We start from the raw sequence: 15,354 nt of genomic DNA, 5'->3' as shown, positions 1-15,354 counted from the left end.
GGCCAGAGCCAGGCGCGCTTTCGTCTGATGAGGTGCTGCTCATCCAGGGCACGCATGGCGCTCAGGGGCGTTGCTGAGCGCTTTTCTCCCCCGTGGGTGCATGCGATGCTGACAGAAGCCTCTTTTCATTGTCATTTCTGCACGTAGATTGCCGGCGACCGTCATGGCGGCCGGCCAAGGAAGATGTCTCATGCTGGGTATGCTGAAGAAACTGTTTGCCGCAGGCGAGCCTGCGCCGGTCAAGGAACCGGAAGCCACCGAATACAAGGGCTATCTGATCGTGGCGATGCCGCAGAAGCACGATGGTCAATACCGGGTGTCGGGGGTGATCCGCAAGCCGGTGGAAGGTGGCGAGATGCTGGAGCACCGCTTCGAGCGCTCCGACACCGTGCCGGGCGAAGAGGGCGCCGTGGAGCTGACCCTGCTCAAGGCGAAGCGCACCATCGATGACCTGGGTGACAGCATCTTCGAACGCTGATCGCCCCCGGAGCTGACCGCTGCGCACTTGCCCCCACCCTCAGGAGCACGCCCATGATCACGGTTCACCATCTGGAAAACTCGCGCTCGCAGCGCATCCTGTGGTTGCTGGAAGAGTTGAATCTTGAATACCGCCTGCAGACCTATGCCCGCGACAGCAACAGCATGCGTGCGCCCAAGGCGCTGAAGGAGATTCACCCGCTGGGCAAGGCGCCGATCATCACCGACACCACGCTGGCGGGAGAGAATGCCGAGCCGGTGGTGGTCGCCGAGTCCGGTGCGATCATCGAATATCTGATCGATCTGTACGCTGGCCAGGGCAGCGGCAGCACTGCCCATCTGCGCCCGCCCGCCGGCAGCCAGGCCGAGCGTGACTACCGCTTCTGGCTGCACTTCGCCGAGGGTTCGGCGATGCTGCCGCTGATGCTCAGACTGGTGTTCTCGCGCCTCGACAAGCCGCCGGTGCCGTGGCTGGTGCGCCCGATCGCGCGCAAGCTGGCCAAGGGGGTGAATGACAGCTTCATCAGCCCGGAGATCAAGGCGCATCTCGCCTACATGGATACCTGTCTCGAGCATCGCCAGTGGCTTGCCGGGGACTCGCTGACCGGTGCCGATATCCAGATGAGCTTCCCGATCCAGGCGCTCGATGCGCGCCAGGGGCTCAAGAATCACCCGAATATCCAGGAATGGCTGGCCCGCATCCGTCAGCGCGAGGCCTTTCAGCGTGCCGTGGCCAAGGGTGGCGAGCTGGCGCTCTGACGCGCTGATGCTTTTGCGCTCTGAGGTGCTGATGCTTTTGCGCTCTGAGGTGCTGATGCGCTGATGCTCGGGCGCGCTGCGCAAACATCATATGGCTTGCGCATTTTTGCGCTATTGATGTGATTGAGACTTTCGTCGGGATTCTTTCGGCATTCGGGCTGTCACATCTGGATGTTATATCGATAGGTTCTGTTTTAGGTATCTAAGCTACAGTTAGTGCTTATTGACCTCAGTCGGGTGACAACCGTCCAGTCACCGGGCTGGGCGGCGAAGCGCCAAGGACGCCAGGCACGACAGGCGGAAAAACACCGCAAGCCAGAGCGTCAAGGCAGAGCGGCATGGCATAACAACAAGACAGAACACAAGACCGTGAGCGATGCATCGGCAAGCGAGTAGGGAGTCCGCCGTGGTGCCGATGGATAAACAGGATGCAGGACAAGGAGTCGACCGGGGGCCTGGCATGGCACGCAAGAGTCTGCGTGAACAATCACTGGAACAAGCACTCCAGCAGATGGAACGCGACAAGGCTCGCCTTGAACGCCGACTAGCGGGGCTGGAAGAGAAACTGTCGACGACGCTCGATGGTACTGGCCTGCGCCTCTGGCAGCTCGAGGTGCCCAGCGGCAAGCTCACCATCTTCAACTATCGCTGGGGGCGCATGCTGGGCTATCAGCCCGGCGAGCTGAACGCCCATTTCGATGTCTGGCGTGAGCACCTGCACCCGGAAGACCGCGACGAAGTGCTCGCCAATCTCAATGATCACCTTGAGGGGCGCACCGAGGTCTATCAGGTCGTGCATCGCATGCTGGCCCGCGACGGCAGCATCACCTGGGTCGCCGACCGCGGGCGGGTGGTCGAACGCGATGAGCACGGCAATGCCCTGCGTCTGCTGGGCACGCATACCGACATCAGTCATGAGAAGGACTACGAATCGCGCCTCAATGCGCTGGCCAGCACCGATGCCCTGACGGGCCTTGCCAATCGCCAGGCCATCAACAGCTGGCATCAGCGACCGCTGGCCGACGACAGTGCCTTGATCTTCATCGACCTCGACGGCTTCAAGCAGGTCAATGACCAGTTCGGCCATCGTGCCGGCGACGAAGTGCTGGTGCTGGTCGCGCATGGTCTGAACGATGAGCTGCACCGGCTGGGCATCCACCATCATCTCTCGGCGCGTTTCGGCGGCGACGAATTCCTCTTTCAGCTGCCCCGCATGTCGCTGCCGCGTGTCGAACATATTGCCCGTCGCTGGCTGGAGCGCTTCGCGCATCCCCTCGAGATCAGCGGTGGCCTCGGCCGTATCGGTCTGAGCATCGGCATCTGCTTCGGGCGCGATGCCGACAATCGCTTCGGGCTGGCGCTGGAACGGGCCGATCAGGCGATGTACCGGGTCAAGCACCACGGCAAGCACGGCTTCAGGGTGCACGCGCCGGTGGAGTACTCTTCCTGCGAATACCAGGCCGGCGATTTCCAGGCCTCGAATCTGGAAGCCCCCGCCAGTCGCCTGCCTTCCTGGCTGCACTCGGGACCCGCGCCAGCCTCCCAGTCGCCGCCGAGGCAGCAGGCAGCTTCTGCCGACACTGAGTCTGTCGATACCGAGTCTGCCGGTACCAAGCCTGCCTATACTGATCCTGCCGGTACCAAGCCTGCCGATACCGAGCGTGGCGATAGCGTGTCTGCTGATTCCGAGTCTGCCGAGGCCAGGGCCAAGGAGGAAAGGTGACTCGCATGACAAACTAGCCCGCTTCCCGCTGGCTCCCGACATTCCAAGCCCCCCGCACGCGCAGGCGTCGGGGGGCTTTTGTCTTTCAGGCCGCTTGATCGACGGGCGTGGCACAACGCTGCAGCGCGAATGCCATCATTTTCTGATATGACTATTGCATCCGGCAAAGTCGCGAACGACGCTGGGGGGAACGGCAAGGCAGGATGAGTCGAGGCCCCTGAGCGTCAGGGAAGCGTCGTGGCACAAGACAGGCATGAACGGCGGCCTCAAGTGCCGCCTTTATCAGCAGGGCGAGTGTCCTCAAGGAGAGAAGGATGAGTAGCAGCGAGTCTGGCCGACAGTTCATCAATCAGCCACGCCAGGTCGTCGGTGAGGCGCTGGAAGGCTGCGCACGACTGCGCCACCCGGATGGCAGTGGCGTGCGGCTGTCAGACCCCGCCAGTGGCATGCGCCTGGTGGTACGCGATGACTGGGCGCGTGATCAGGTCGCGCTGATATCCGGTGGCGGCTCGGGGCATGAACCCGCGCATGCAGGTTTCGTCGGCGCGGGTATGCTGACGGCTGCCGTGTGTGGTGAGCTGTTCGCCTCGCCGACGGTGGACGCCGTACTGGCGGCGATCCGCGAAGTGACCGGTGAGGCCGGGGCCTTGCTGATCGTCAAGAACTACACCGGCGATCGCCTCAACTTCGGGCTGGCGGCCGAGCGGGCGCGTCAGGAAGGCTTCAAGGTCGAGATGGTCATCGTCGCCGACGACGTGGCGCTGCCCGACAACCCGCAGCCGCGCGGGCTGGCCGGCACACTGCTGGTGCACAAGGTCACCGGTGCGCTGGCGGCCCGCGGGGCGGGCCTCAAGGAAATCACCGCCGTCGCACGGCGCGTCGCCGACAGTTGCTCGACCCTGGGTGTGGCCTTCAATGTCGGCCGCCATCCCGGCAAGCCGCGTGAGCAACGCGCACCGGAACTGGGGCTGGGCATTCACGGCGAGCCGGGCGCCATGGCGCTCGAGCTTGGCAGCGACTCGGACACCCACGGCGTGCATGCGGTCATGGACACCGTGGTCACGGCGCTGGTGCAGGGCCATTCGCGCAAGGATGTCGGCGGCGACCTGCCGGCCAGCGGCCATCTGCTGTTGATCAATGATCTGGGCGGTTGCTCGGCGCTGGAGCGCAGTCTGCTGCTGGAAGAGGCGCTGACACACCCGTCGCTGCAGGCGCTGGGCATCCATGCCGTGGTCGGCCCGCAACCGCTGATGACTTCGCTGGACATGCACGGCTTCTCGCTGACGCTGCTGCCGCTGGATAGCCTGCTGGAAGAGGCGCTGAGCGCCAGCTGCGCGCCGGTGGCCTGGCCGGGCGTGCAGCCGGTGACGCCACTGACGCACTTCACGCCGAGTCAGGACGCCGTCAGAACGGCCAGCGACGAAGCCTCGGATGCCAGACGTGCCCAGGCCAAGGCCGACTGCCAGGAGCGTGCCGCCCGTGGCGTGAAATCGCGTGCCGGCCTGCCGGGCGATCCGCAGGTCGAGCAACGCCTGCGCGCGGCACTGGAAATCCTGCTTGCCAGCGAGGCGGATCTTGACCGCCTCGATGCCATCAGCGGTGACGGCGATACCGGCAGCACCTTCGCCAGCGGTGCGCGCGCGGTGATCGAGGCGCTGGAAGACTGCGAGCTGGCGTGTGGCGATTCCGGAGAGCTGATGACCACCATCGGCAAGCAGCTGGCCCACGGCATGGGCGGCTCCAGTGGTGTGCTGCTCTCGACGCTGTTCACCGCCGCCGCCACCCGCTGGAAGGAGCAGTCGGACGCGCATGGCCAGGCACCGCTGGGCCAGCGCTGGCACGACGCCCTGAGTCACGGTGTCGCCCGCATGCAGCACTACGGCGGCGCCTCACGCGGTGACCGCAGCCTGCTGGATGCGCTGCTGCCGGCACTGGAGGCACTGCAGGCATCGGTGCAGTCAGAAAAGCAGGCATCGGTGCAGTCTGATCAGCACGGTGAGAAGCAGCCTGATCAGCAAACTTCGGCAGCCGAGAGCAGGCAGGAGATACACGCCGGGCGTGTCGACTGGGCCGCGATGGCGCGCGCCGCCCGTCAGGGCGCGGATGCCACCGCCGAGATGGCCAAGGCGCGGGCCGGGCGCTCCGCCTACGTGCCTTCCGCCCATCTGGTCGGCAACAGTGACCCGGGTGCGGAAGCCGTGGCGCGTGTCTTCGAAGCGTTGGCCGATGCCGCCGAGGAAGCGGCGGGTTGATGTGATTGACCGGCTGAGCTGGTTGACCCGAATGACTGGCGCCTGAGCGCTCAGCCCCACAAGGCAAAAGGCTCACAAACCCAAAGCTCTTGAACCAAAAGGCCCACCCATGAACCTCGTGTTCAGGGGTGGGCCTTTTTGCATCATGCGGCAAGCGGTCAGGCGACTTTCTGACGTGTCGGCAGGCGAATCAGACGGGTGGCGATGGCGGTGCCCAGCAGAGTGATGCCCATCCCGGTGAGGATGCGCGCATCGATCACCTCATCGAGCAGCATGTTGCCCCACAGCAGCGCGCTGACCGGTACCAGGAAGGTCACCGAGGTGGTCGCGGTGGCGCCGGCGCTGGCCAACAGGCGGAAGAAGATCAGGAAGGCGAGGCTGGTGCTGAGCACCGCCAGCGCGATGGCGCTGCCCCAGGCTTCCAGGCTGACGCTGGCCGTCGGCCACATCCACAGGCCCGGAATCAGCAACAGCAGGGACGACATCAGCGAGCTGCCCGCGGCCAGTACCGGCGCCGGCAGGTGATTCAGGCGCTGGCGCGAGAAGTTGGAGGCGAAGCCGTAGCAGAAGGTCGCGCCGAGGGCGGCGAGAATGAACCAGCCGTCGCCGCCGAGCTGGAAATCGAGGCGATCGCTCGACAGCACATAGACGCCGCTGAAGGCCACGGCCAGGCCGAGATACTGCTGCTTCTGGATCGGCGTGGCGAACAGCGCCATGCCCAGCAGCGCAGTAAACATCGGCGTGGTGGCATTGATCAGCGAGGTGAAGCCGGCCTCCAGCTGGGTGGTGGCCAGCGCCAGCAGGCAGAAGGGCAGTGCCTGACTGGTCAGCCCCAGCACTGCAAGCGGGCCCTTGTGCTCCCACAGCATCCTCAGGCGTCCCGCGCCCAGCAGCAGCGGGGCGAGTACCAGCGCACCGATGCCCATGCGCAGCAGTATCAGCGTGGTCGGGCCGAATTCCGGCGCGGCCACGCGCATGAAGATGAAAGACATGCCCCACAGGGTGGATAGCAGGACAAGACGCAAGGCATCGCTGGCGGACATGGTGTTCTCGACGTGGCGTGTGAAAGGCAGTCCGCTAGGCTAGCCCCTCATGCGCGTCACGGGAAGCACGACCTTGTGCCTGTCGCTCTTCTTTCCCAGTCCCAGCTCCAGACCTAGCCCGCTGGCCTCAGGCGGAGGGTATCGCACCGCGCTGGATGGCGGCGATATCGCGCGCGGCGCGCTCGAGTGCCGGCAGATGCTTGAGCATGTCCTCGCGCGACTGGCGCATCACCGGCGCCTGGATCGCCACGCCGATGTTGGAAGGCCCATCGGGATTGGGCGCCAGCACCGCGATGCACACCAGACCGGGCAGGAATTCCTCGTCATCCAGCGCGAAGCCCTGTTGGCGGACCTGCTCGATCTCGGCCTCGACGGACTCGATGTCGGTCAGGGTGTTGCGTGTCATCGCGTTCAGCGGCGTGCCGGTCAGCAGGCGGCGGCGCTGGGCGGGCGGCATCTGGGCCAGAAACAGCTTGCCGCTGGCGGAGCAGTGCACCGGCACCCGGGAACCGGGGTGCAGATAGAAGCGCAGCGGGGCCTGGGTCTCGACGCGGTCCAGATACAGCACTTCGCTGCCGGACAGTGCCGTGATGTTGCAGCTCTCGCCGACCTCTTCCATCAGCCGGTTGAGCACGCCGTGGCGAGCTCCCTGCACGGTGTCGTTGAGCAGCAGGTTTTCCGCCAGACGGCGCAGGCGGCTGCCCTTGCTGTAATGGCGGTTGTCCGCCTCGCGCTGCAGCATGCCGCTGCCTTCCAGCTGCTGCAGCATGCGGTGCAGCGTCGGCTTGGGCAGGCCGGTCTCTTCCACCAGTCCCTGCAGGGTGAAGAACTGGTCCTTGGCGGCGATCACTTCCAGCAGCGCCAGCAGACGCTGGGCGGGCGTATCGCCTTCTATCTTGCTGCCTTCCTTGCCGGTATCCCTGTCAGCGTCCTTGCGGTCACGTGGCAGGCTCGCCTGGGGCTGGGTGGCACTGTTCATGGGCTATTCCCTCCTTCAATCCGTGCGCGGGGCAGTGTGGCGCCGAAACGCTCGGCCCGTCAGTGCCTTGCGTTGCTGTGCCTACTTTAACAGTACTCCATTCATCGGAAGAAGTTTCTAAAAAAGGAGTGTTTTTGATCATTTTCCGAAATCGGGCTTGACGGGCCGCGCAGTGAGGGCTAATTTTGGTCACATGTTTCGGTAATCGGAACTAAATGTATCAATAAACATAAAATTTAGAGTTGGAGACGCCATGAGCACTCAAGACAGCGCAGACAATCGCAAGGTCGTGCAGGGCAAGCAGAAGATGACCCCTTCCGAGGCCTTCGTGGAAACCATGGTCGCCAATGGCGTCACCGACATGTTCGGCATCATGGGCTCCGCCTTCATGGATGCGATGGACATCTTCGCCCCGGCCGGCATTCGCCTCATTCCGGTGGTGCATGAGCAGGGCGCTGCCCACATGGCCGACGGCTATGCTCGCGTTTCCGGCCGTCACGGCATGGTCATCGGCCAGAACGGTCCGGGCATCTCCAACTGCGTCACCGGCATCGCGGCGGCTTACTGGGCGCACAGCCCGGTGGTCATCGTCACGCCGGAAGCCGGCACCACCGGCATCGGCCTGGGCGGCTTCCAGGAATGCAAGCAGCTGCCGATGTTCCAGGAATTCACCAAGTACCAGGGCCACGTGACGCACCCGTCGCGCATGGCGGAATACACCGGTCGCTGCTTCGACCGCGCCATGTCCGAGATGGGCCCGACCCAGCTCAACATTCCGCGTGACTATTTCTACGGCGAGATCGAGTGCGAGATTCCGCTGCCGGCACGTGTCGACCGCGGCCCGGGTGGCAGCAAGAGCCTGGATGAGGCAGCCGAGCTGCTGGCCAGCGCCAAGTTCCCGGTCATCGTTTCCGGTGGCGGTGTGGTGATGGCTGATGGCGTCGAGGAGTGCAAGGCACTGGCAGAGCGTCTCGGCGCGCCGGTGGTCAACAGCTACCAGCACAACGATTCCTTCCCGGCCAGCCACCCGCTGTGGTGTGGTCCGCTCGGTTATCAGGGCTCCAAGGCGGGCATGAAGCTGATCTCTCAGGCCGATGTCGTTATCGCGCTGGGCACGCGCCTCGGGCCGTTCGGTACCCTGCCGCAGCACGGCATGGACTACTGGCCGAAGGACGCGAAGATCATCCAGATCGACGCCGATCACAAGATGCTGGGCCTGGTGAAGAAGATCTCCGTCGGCATCTGCGGCGATGCGCGTGAAGCGGCCATCGCCCTGACCGAGCGTCTGTCCGGTCGCAATCTGGAATGCGATGCCTCCAAGGATTCGCGTCTGACCCAGATTCGTGAAGAGAAGGCCGCCTGGGAAGCCGAGCTGGATTCCTGGACCCACGAGAAGGACGCCTTCAGCCTCGACGCCATCGAAGAAGCCAAGGACGAGAAGCCGTTCTCCGGCGGCGAATACCTGCACCCGCGTCAGGTACTGCGCGAGCTGGAAAAGGCCATGCCGGAAGATGTCATGGTGTCCACCGACATCGGCAACATCAATTCCGTGGCCCACAGCTACCTGCGCTTCGATCGTCCGCGCAGCTTCTTCGCCCCGATGAGCTTCGGCAACTGCGGCTACGCGCTGCCGACCATCATGGGTGCCAAGACTGCCGCGCCGGAACGTCCGGCCATCGCCTACGCCGGTGACGGCGCCTGGGGCATGAGTCTGATGGAAATCATGACCGCCGTGCGTCACGACATTCCGGTCACCGCCGTCGTCTTCCACAACCGTCAGTGGGGCGCCGAGAAGAAGAATCAGGTCGAGTTCTACAACCGTCGCTTCGTCGCCGGTGAGCTGGACAACGAAAGCTTCGCCGAGATCGCGCGCTCCATGGGTGCCGAAGGCATCACCGTCGACCGTCTGGAAGACGTGGGCCCGGCCCTCAAGAAGGCCATCGACATGCAGATGAACGAAGGCAAGACCTGCGTCATCGAGGTGATGTGTACTCGCGAACTGGGCGACCCGTTCCGCCGCGACGCCCTCAAGAAGCCGGTGCGTCTGCTCGAGAAGTATCAGGATTACGTGTAACGCCCATCGCTGATCGCGCTGTGCAGGTCATGGATGGCAGCGCGATGAAGCGGGTGTAGCGCGACGCGCAAGCAGGACTGGAACTCTCCCTTGCCCCGGCCATTTCAGATGTCCGGGGCTTTTTGGATGTGTCGGCTGCCTGCAAGGGCAGCGAGGAGACAGACATGAAGGCACTCAACAACATTCTGGCGCGGGCCAAGGCAGACCCGCGCCGTATCGTGCTCTGCGAAGGGCAGGACATGCGGGTGGTGCAGGCGGCGGTGAGCGCGGCGGAGCAGGGCCTGGCGCAGGTGATGGTGGTCGGTGACCCCATCGTCATCGCCGCCACCGCCAGAGAAGCCGGGCTTGAGGATCAGGCGTTGGCAAGGCTCGAGCTGATCGACCCCGTCACTTCCGAGCATACCGCCAGGCTTGCCGAGGCGCTGCACGCGCATCGCGCGGCCAAGGGCATGACGGCGGAGCAGGCCGCCGAGAAGATTCGTGATCCGCTGACGTTCGCCAACATGCTGGTGCGCGAAGGGCTGGCGGATGGCTCGGTGGCCGGCGCCGTGCTCACCACTGCCGATGTGGTGCGCACCGCCATTCAACTGCTGGGGCTGGCGCCGGGCAGCAAGCTGGTCTCCAGCTTCTTTCTGATGATGCTGTGCAAGCCGTTCCACAACCTGAAGGGCGGCATGATCTTCTCGGACTGCGGGCTGGTGATCGACCCCGATGCCGAGGAGCTGTCGCAGATCGCGCTGGCCGCCGCCGACAGCGCCCAGGCTCTGCTCGGGGAAGACCCGCGCGTGGCGATGCTGTCGTTCTCCACCAATGGCAGCGCGCATCACGCCTCGGTGGACAAGGTGGTACAGGCCGCGCATCGGGTACGCGAGCAACGCCCGGAGATCGCCATCGATGAAGACGTGCAGCTCGACGCCGCCATCGTGGCGGAAATCGCCGAGCGCAAGCTGCCCACCTCACGCGTCAAAGGCACCTCCAACGTGCTGGTGTTCCCCAATCTGGAAGCCGGCAATATCGGCTACAAGCTCGCCGAACGCATCGGCGGCGCAGAAGCCATCGGCCCGCTGCTCCAGGGCCTCGCCAAACCCGCCAACGACCTCTCACGTGGCTGCTCCACCGCCGACATCCTCAATGTCATTGCGGTGACTGTTGTTCAGGCACAGCAGCGCACCTCGCAAGACTGAATTTCTCCTTTTTTCCTTCTGTTAGCCGCCCACGGCGGATAGGGCAGGCGAAAGCCTGCCTGATATATTATAATTTTAAATTATGATATATGTTTCGGTGTTTCGGAAATTGGCCGGTTTGGTTTTTGAGGAGAGAAAATGTTAGGGATATTTCGCGATTTTTTCAAAAGGTTAAAAAGTGTTATAAAAATTATTAAATCAATGAAAGCCATACCCAGTGAAAGTTATGATTTTGATCATGCTAATAATGAAGAAAATAAGTTTCCATCTAACGAAAAAGTTGACTTTCCCGTCGTATGGATTTCTGAGTTATATACGCCATCAAGTTCTAAAAGCCTATTGAAGGGTATTAGTGCGATAGGATGGGATGATATAAGTAATACTAGCTTCTCTATTAATGATTGGATGAATGATGTTAGAGCAGGGCATTCTTCGGGTAAGTTGTGTCTTGGAGAGATATTTCCCGATAATAGTCTCATTACTAGTGCTGGAGAAAGAAAATCTTCTGTCCCGGAGGGAGTGGTTTCTATTTCCCTATGTTATCTTCTGTGACGCCTAGTATTACTTCGTTAACAGTTATGTTTAGGTTTAATCAAGACATATCGTCGTCCGTTCATAAAGCCCTTGATAAAGATTATATGACAAAGGTGGAGAAAGGCAGGGCATTCACTTGGAGAAATGTTCTTCTCTATATAGTTTTTAACAGGAAGTGCGATTTTACGCATTATATTAGATCTCCTGACCGTATACGTAAAGACGAAGTAAGTTGTATATTAGATAAAAATAAAGAAGTTTGTTCTAAATGGTTTGAAAAAATTTTTCCTGGAGTTTTTTCTAGCTTTAACGAAAAAACATTGCCATCGGCGAGCATGATAGTTACTGACTTCTATAATATGCGTCCCGAAACGATAAGAGATGTTACGGTATTGCAAGCAATAAGCGGTTCTTCTGATAAGTCTTTATGGGTTATAGACGGTTGGAAAGATTCTCTCTTAGCTTTACCGAGTAAAAATAATGATAGCGATATTGTGTTCTATGCTAAAAGGAGTGATATATCGTCTAAAAATAATTCTTCCGATAAAGAGTTCTTTAACGATATTGTTAATTATGAAATTAATAGTTACATGTCTAAAGTGATTTCTGGGTGGTGTGTCAAGCATCTGTTGAATAAGTATTATAGTCTACTTGCCGTCTCTAGGGATGACATGTCTAGTTATAATAAGTACAGGCCGGTTACAAACTTGAAGAAATTTCGTGACTTCTCTAAATTATGGTTGCATGATATAAAGGTGTGTTCATTAGAGCTCTCTGACGAGAATACTGACAATTCTTATATTATTAGAGAGTTACCTAGGATGATACAACTAGGGCCGTGGGGAGAAGACACTTCCATCGAATTAAGAGATATGCTTGTAAGATCTCGTTATACGCGCGCAAACCAAGTCCTAAAGGAGGCGGATTTGCTGGCTTATACTTCGGGCGTATTGAATGATGTAACACAAACATTATCAAGCATAAGGCTTCAGAGATTTGTTGCAGTTATTACAGTTTTCTCGTTCTTTGTCGCGACTTATAGTTTTTTAAATCAGTAATAGTGCCTTTGTTGCTAATCTCTAATTCTCATGGCGCATTGGTGACTGCAAGTCAGTTCCATATATTGAATGGTTTTACCTCTATCGATGTTGTCGAAGGGTATTCGAGGTTGATGAGCAACCGGTCGAGGTAGCCGGTGCTGAGGTCTGGCCCGCCATCAAGGCTGAGAGTGGTCTGGCTTAATAGGTGATAACCCGCTCAAGCGGGCGACAGGGGTACGATGCTTCATTGCGCTCTCGCAGCAGCTCACATCCCCTGATGCCGGCACGCCAGCGCCATGTGATACACGATTTCATCGGCGAGGGCGTTGTCGAGGGTGCGTTCAAGATCGATGATCAGCTGGTTGGGGTAGTAGGCGCTGAGGTCCAGCCCGACGCCGAGGCCGAGGATGGCCTGGCGGCCGGAGCGGGTCTGTTGTGCGACGACCTGCTTGAGGTGGCTGTCGAGGTACTGTTCATCATTGGCCATGTTGGTGGCGCTGTCACAGGGGCTGCCATCGGAGATGACGACCAGTAGACGGCGCGCGCCTTCGTCGGCAGGAGTGTTGTCCGCGAGTCGTGAGCAGGCCCATTGCACGGCTTCGCCATCCACGCCTTCGCGGTAGAGATCGGCCTTGAGCAGGGCGCCGAAGTTGCGGCGCGCACGTCGCCACGCCAGTGAGGCGGGCTTGAAGATCAGATACTGCACTTCATTCAGGCGGCCCGGACGCGCGGGCTTGCCGGCGCGTCGCCAGTCCTTCAGGGCGCGGCCGCCATTCCAGGCGCCAGTGGTGAAGCCGAGCACCTCGGTGGGCACACCGGCCATGTCGAGCGCGCGGGTGAGTATCTCGATCAGCATCGCCACCGCCTCGCCATGCACCTTCATCGAACCGGAGCAGTCGATCAGGAAGCTGACCTGCGCACTGGCCTCGGGCACCCAGCGCTCGCGCTGGAAGACCCGCCGCTCGGCCGGCGAGGAAATCACCTGACTCAGCCGCCGCCCATCGATGATTCCTTCCTCCTCCCCGAAGTGCCATCCCTCACGCTGCGGCGAGCTGAAATGGCGCGCCAGCTGACGTGCCAGGCGCCGCACGTTGATCTTCTGCTCCGCCAGACGCGTATCCAGCGCCTGACGATACTCGTCGAGCAGGGCCGCGCGCATGCGCCTGGCCGGTTCCAGCTCGCGATCATAGGCCGTGGTGAACACCTGATAGGGCAGCAATTCCTCCGGCGCGCCACGCCGATGGCTCGGCAGCTGCGACGCCGCCTGCTCCTCGAGCAGACTCGCTTCCTCATCCTCGTTTTCCAGAAACAGCGCGAAGCGCTGACTGGCCTCTGACTCGTCATCCTCCTCGCCGTCCTGCTCCTCCAGTGATGCGGCCAACTCCTGCTCCAACCACAGGCTGATGTTCAGCGCATGCTGCTGATAGGCCGCCTGATCGAAACGCGTGCGTCTCAGCCCCGCCATGTCAGCGCCCAGCGCCTGATAGAAGGAGGCGCGCGTCGTCTCGATGTAATCCTCCGTCTCGTGGATCACCGCACAGGCCATCAGGCGCGACCAGCACGACTGGATGACGCTGTAGATGAGGATGCCGCTGCTCGTCTCGGTCAGGCCCGCGTGATAGAAGGCCAGGCACCAGTCGGTGAAGCGCCGCGCCAGATTCTCCCTCACGCCGGGCATGTCAGGGTCGACCAGCGCCTCGACGCGCAGCTGCTCCAGCAGGTCATAGATCAGGCGGGTTTCCGGCAGCGCCGGACGCGCCGCCAGATGCAGCGCCTCGTCGGTGTGGAGCAGGCGCAGCGCGATGGCATCGCTGACCGCACGATAGTTGTCGAGCGTGCAATCATCTTCCTCAAGGCGCAGATGCGGGGTGCGCAATGGCAGTGCCTGAGCATGCCGACTCAGACGCCGCCCCCGATAGGCCCAGCCGGCCTGACCGCTGAGTGCCCCGAGACTCGCCGCCGAGAGCTCCTCGAGATACTGCTGACGACGGCGTACCTGCTGGGCCGCACTCATGCCCGGGCTCCCTTGTCGCTGTCCTGTTCATCCATCAGGTCGCTCTCCATCAGTGCCGCGGATTCCTCCAGTTCCTTGGCGAAACAGCGCTGATAGAACTCGGCGACCAGCGGGCGCTCATGCTCATCGCACTTGTTGAGGTAGGAGAGGCGGAAGGCCAGCGCCGGATTGCGGAAGATCTCGCAGTTTTCCGCCCAGGTAATCACGGTGCGCGGCGACATCAGGCTCGACAGGTCGCCATTGGCGAAGCCCTTGCGGGTGAGGTCGGCCACCGCGACCATCGCGCGAATCAGGGCGCGGCCACGCTCGTTGTCCTTGGCGGGCACACGCGCCAGCACGATCTTCACCTCTTCCTCACGCGGCAGGTAATCCAGCTTGGCGACGATGTTCCAGCGGTCGATCTGCGCATGGTTGAGCAGCTGGGTGCCGTGATAGAGCCCATCCTGATTGCCAAGCCCGACGGTATTGGCGGTGGCGAACAACCGGAACTGCGGATGCGGGCGAATCACGCGGTTCTGATCGAGCAGCGTGAAGTGGCCGTCGCGCTCCAGAATGCGCTGGATGACGAACATCACGTCCGGGCGGCCGGCATCGTACTCATCGAAGATCAGCGCGATGGGGCGGGTCAGCGACCAGGGCACGATGCCTTCCTGGAATTCGGTGACCTGCACGCCGTCGCGAATCACGATGGCGTCCTTACCGACCAGATCCAGCCGGCTGACATGGCCATCGAGATTGACGCGCAGGCACGGCCAGTTGAGACGCGCGGCGATCTGCTCGATATGGGTCGATTTGCCGGTGCCGTGCAGGCCCTGAACCATCACGCGGCGGTTGTTGGTGAAGCCGGCGAGAATGGCGAGGGTGACATCGGGATTGAAGCGATAGGCGTGATCGATCTCCGGCACGTGGGCGTCGCGCTCCACAAATACCGGCACCTTGAGGTCACTGTCGATGCCGAACAGCTCGCGCACGCCGCGCAGCTCAGTGGGCTGCAACTGACCGGCGGGCAGCGGCTGCTCGGCAGAGGCGGCGAGGCCTGCATCGCTGGCAGGATTTGCATCATTGGCAGAGCTTGCATCATTGGCAGAGCTTGCATCACTGCTGGAAGGCGTCAAGGTGGCGTCGCTCACGGGGTGTCTCCCTCGTCATTCTTGTTGGTGGCTGCCCGGTGGACCTGTCGCGGGGAGACAGGAAAGCCGGGCGGCGGCAATGCTGTGAATATAGCTTTGTTTCTAAAAATAATGCAAATCGTATCGAAATATGAGATTTGTGATT

The 15,354-nt window shown here is 61.3% G+C and carries 12 protein-coding genes; 8 read left to right on the top strand and 4 right to left on the bottom strand.

Translation table 11 applies throughout. The features are described from left to right. The first annotated feature begins 190 nt into the window (after positions 1-190). The 4 genes from QD356_RS09655 to QD356_RS09640 all read left to right on the top strand — a co-directional run bounded on the left by QD356_RS09655 (position 191) and on the right by QD356_RS09640 (position 5,211). The gene (locus tag QD356_RS09655; protein ID WP_306424366.1) at positions 191-478 is read left to right on the top strand and encodes an HlyU family transcriptional regulator; all 288 of its coding nucleotides are present in this window, start codon (positions 191-193) and stop codon (positions 476-478) included. A 53-nt stretch (positions 479-531) separates the two neighbouring features. Next, positions 532-1,236 carry a glutathione S-transferase gene (locus QD356_RS09650; RefSeq protein ID WP_153636321.1) on the top strand — a complete coding sequence of 235 codons (705 nt, stop codon included), beginning with the start codon at positions 532-534 and terminating at the stop codon, positions 1,234-1,236. Positions 1,237-1,696: 460 nt separating this feature from the next. Then, positions 1,697-2,959 (top strand): sensor domain-containing diguanylate cyclase, encoded by a 1,263-nt coding sequence (locus tag QD356_RS09645; protein ID WP_225996312.1) that lies wholly within the window; start codon positions 1,697-1,699, stop codon positions 2,957-2,959. Between the two features lie 314 nt (positions 2,960-3,273). Continuing rightward, positions 3,274-5,211: a dihydroxyacetone kinase subunit DhaK gene (locus tag QD356_RS09640; protein WP_192837550.1), complete on the top strand. Its 1,938-nt coding sequence runs from the start codon at positions 3,274-3,276 to the stop codon at positions 5,209-5,211. 158 nt (positions 5,212-5,369) lie between these two features. On the opposite strand, the gene QD356_RS09635 is transcribed toward QD356_RS09640, so the two are convergent. Both QD356_RS09635 and QD356_RS09630 read right to left on the bottom strand, forming a co-directional pair. Next, the gene (locus tag QD356_RS09635) at positions 5,370-6,254 is read right to left on the bottom strand and encodes a DMT family transporter (RefSeq protein WP_192837551.1); all 885 of its coding nucleotides are present in this window, start codon (positions 6,252-6,254) and stop codon (positions 5,370-5,372) included. 127 nt (positions 6,255-6,381) lie between these two features. Continuing rightward, on the bottom strand, positions 6,382-7,233 hold the full coding sequence (locus tag QD356_RS09630; RefSeq protein WP_084589193.1) for an IclR family transcriptional regulator: 852 nt from the start codon (positions 7,231-7,233) through the stop codon (positions 6,382-6,384). A gap of 253 nt (positions 7,234-7,486) precedes the next feature. Between QD356_RS09630 and xsc the strand changes: the two genes are divergently transcribed. The 4 genes from xsc to QD356_RS09610 all read left to right on the top strand — a co-directional run bounded on the left by xsc (position 7,487) and on the right by QD356_RS09610 (position 12,083). After that, the gene (gene xsc, locus QD356_RS09625) at positions 7,487-9,307 is read left to right on the top strand and encodes a sulfoacetaldehyde acetyltransferase (protein ID WP_225996313.1); all 1,821 of its coding nucleotides are present in this window, start codon (positions 7,487-7,489) and stop codon (positions 9,305-9,307) included. 164 nt (positions 9,308-9,471) lie between these two features. Then, positions 9,472-10,491, top strand: coding sequence for a phosphate acetyltransferase (pta, locus tag QD356_RS09620; RefSeq protein ID WP_192837552.1), 1,020 nt, complete (start codon positions 9,472-9,474; stop codon positions 10,489-10,491). Between the two features lie 138 nt (positions 10,492-10,629). After that, entirely contained in the window at positions 10,630-11,043 is a 414-nt protein-coding gene (locus QD356_RS09615) for a hypothetical protein (protein WP_192837553.1), read from the top strand. Positions 11,044-11,129: 86 nt separating this feature from the next. Then, a complete protein-coding gene (locus QD356_RS09610) occupies positions 11,130-12,083 on the top strand; it encodes a hypothetical protein (protein WP_192837554.1) in 954 nt (317 codons plus the stop codon). Between the two features lie 247 nt (positions 12,084-12,330). On the opposite strand, the gene QD356_RS09605 is transcribed toward QD356_RS09610, so the two are convergent. After that, complete coding sequence (locus tag QD356_RS09605; RefSeq protein ID WP_192837555.1) at positions 12,331-14,079, bottom strand: cobalt chelatase; 1,749 nt, start codon at positions 14,077-14,079, stop codon at positions 12,331-12,333. Then, complete coding sequence (locus tag QD356_RS09600; protein ID WP_279877639.1) at positions 14,076-15,209, bottom strand: AAA family ATPase; 1,134 nt, start codon at positions 15,207-15,209, stop codon at positions 14,076-14,078. Before QD356_RS09600 ends, QD356_RS09605 begins: the two co-directional genes overlap by 4 nt. Between the last annotated feature and the right edge of the window lie 145 nt (positions 15,210-15,354).

Source organism: Cobetia sp. 2AS (assembly GCF_029846355.1).
Classification (GTDB): Bacteria; Pseudomonadota; Gammaproteobacteria; order Pseudomonadales; family Halomonadaceae; genus Cobetia; species Cobetia amphilecti.
The sequence above is the reverse complement of the archived record's forward strand: the minus strand, read 5'-3'. Positions and strand labels throughout refer to the sequence as shown.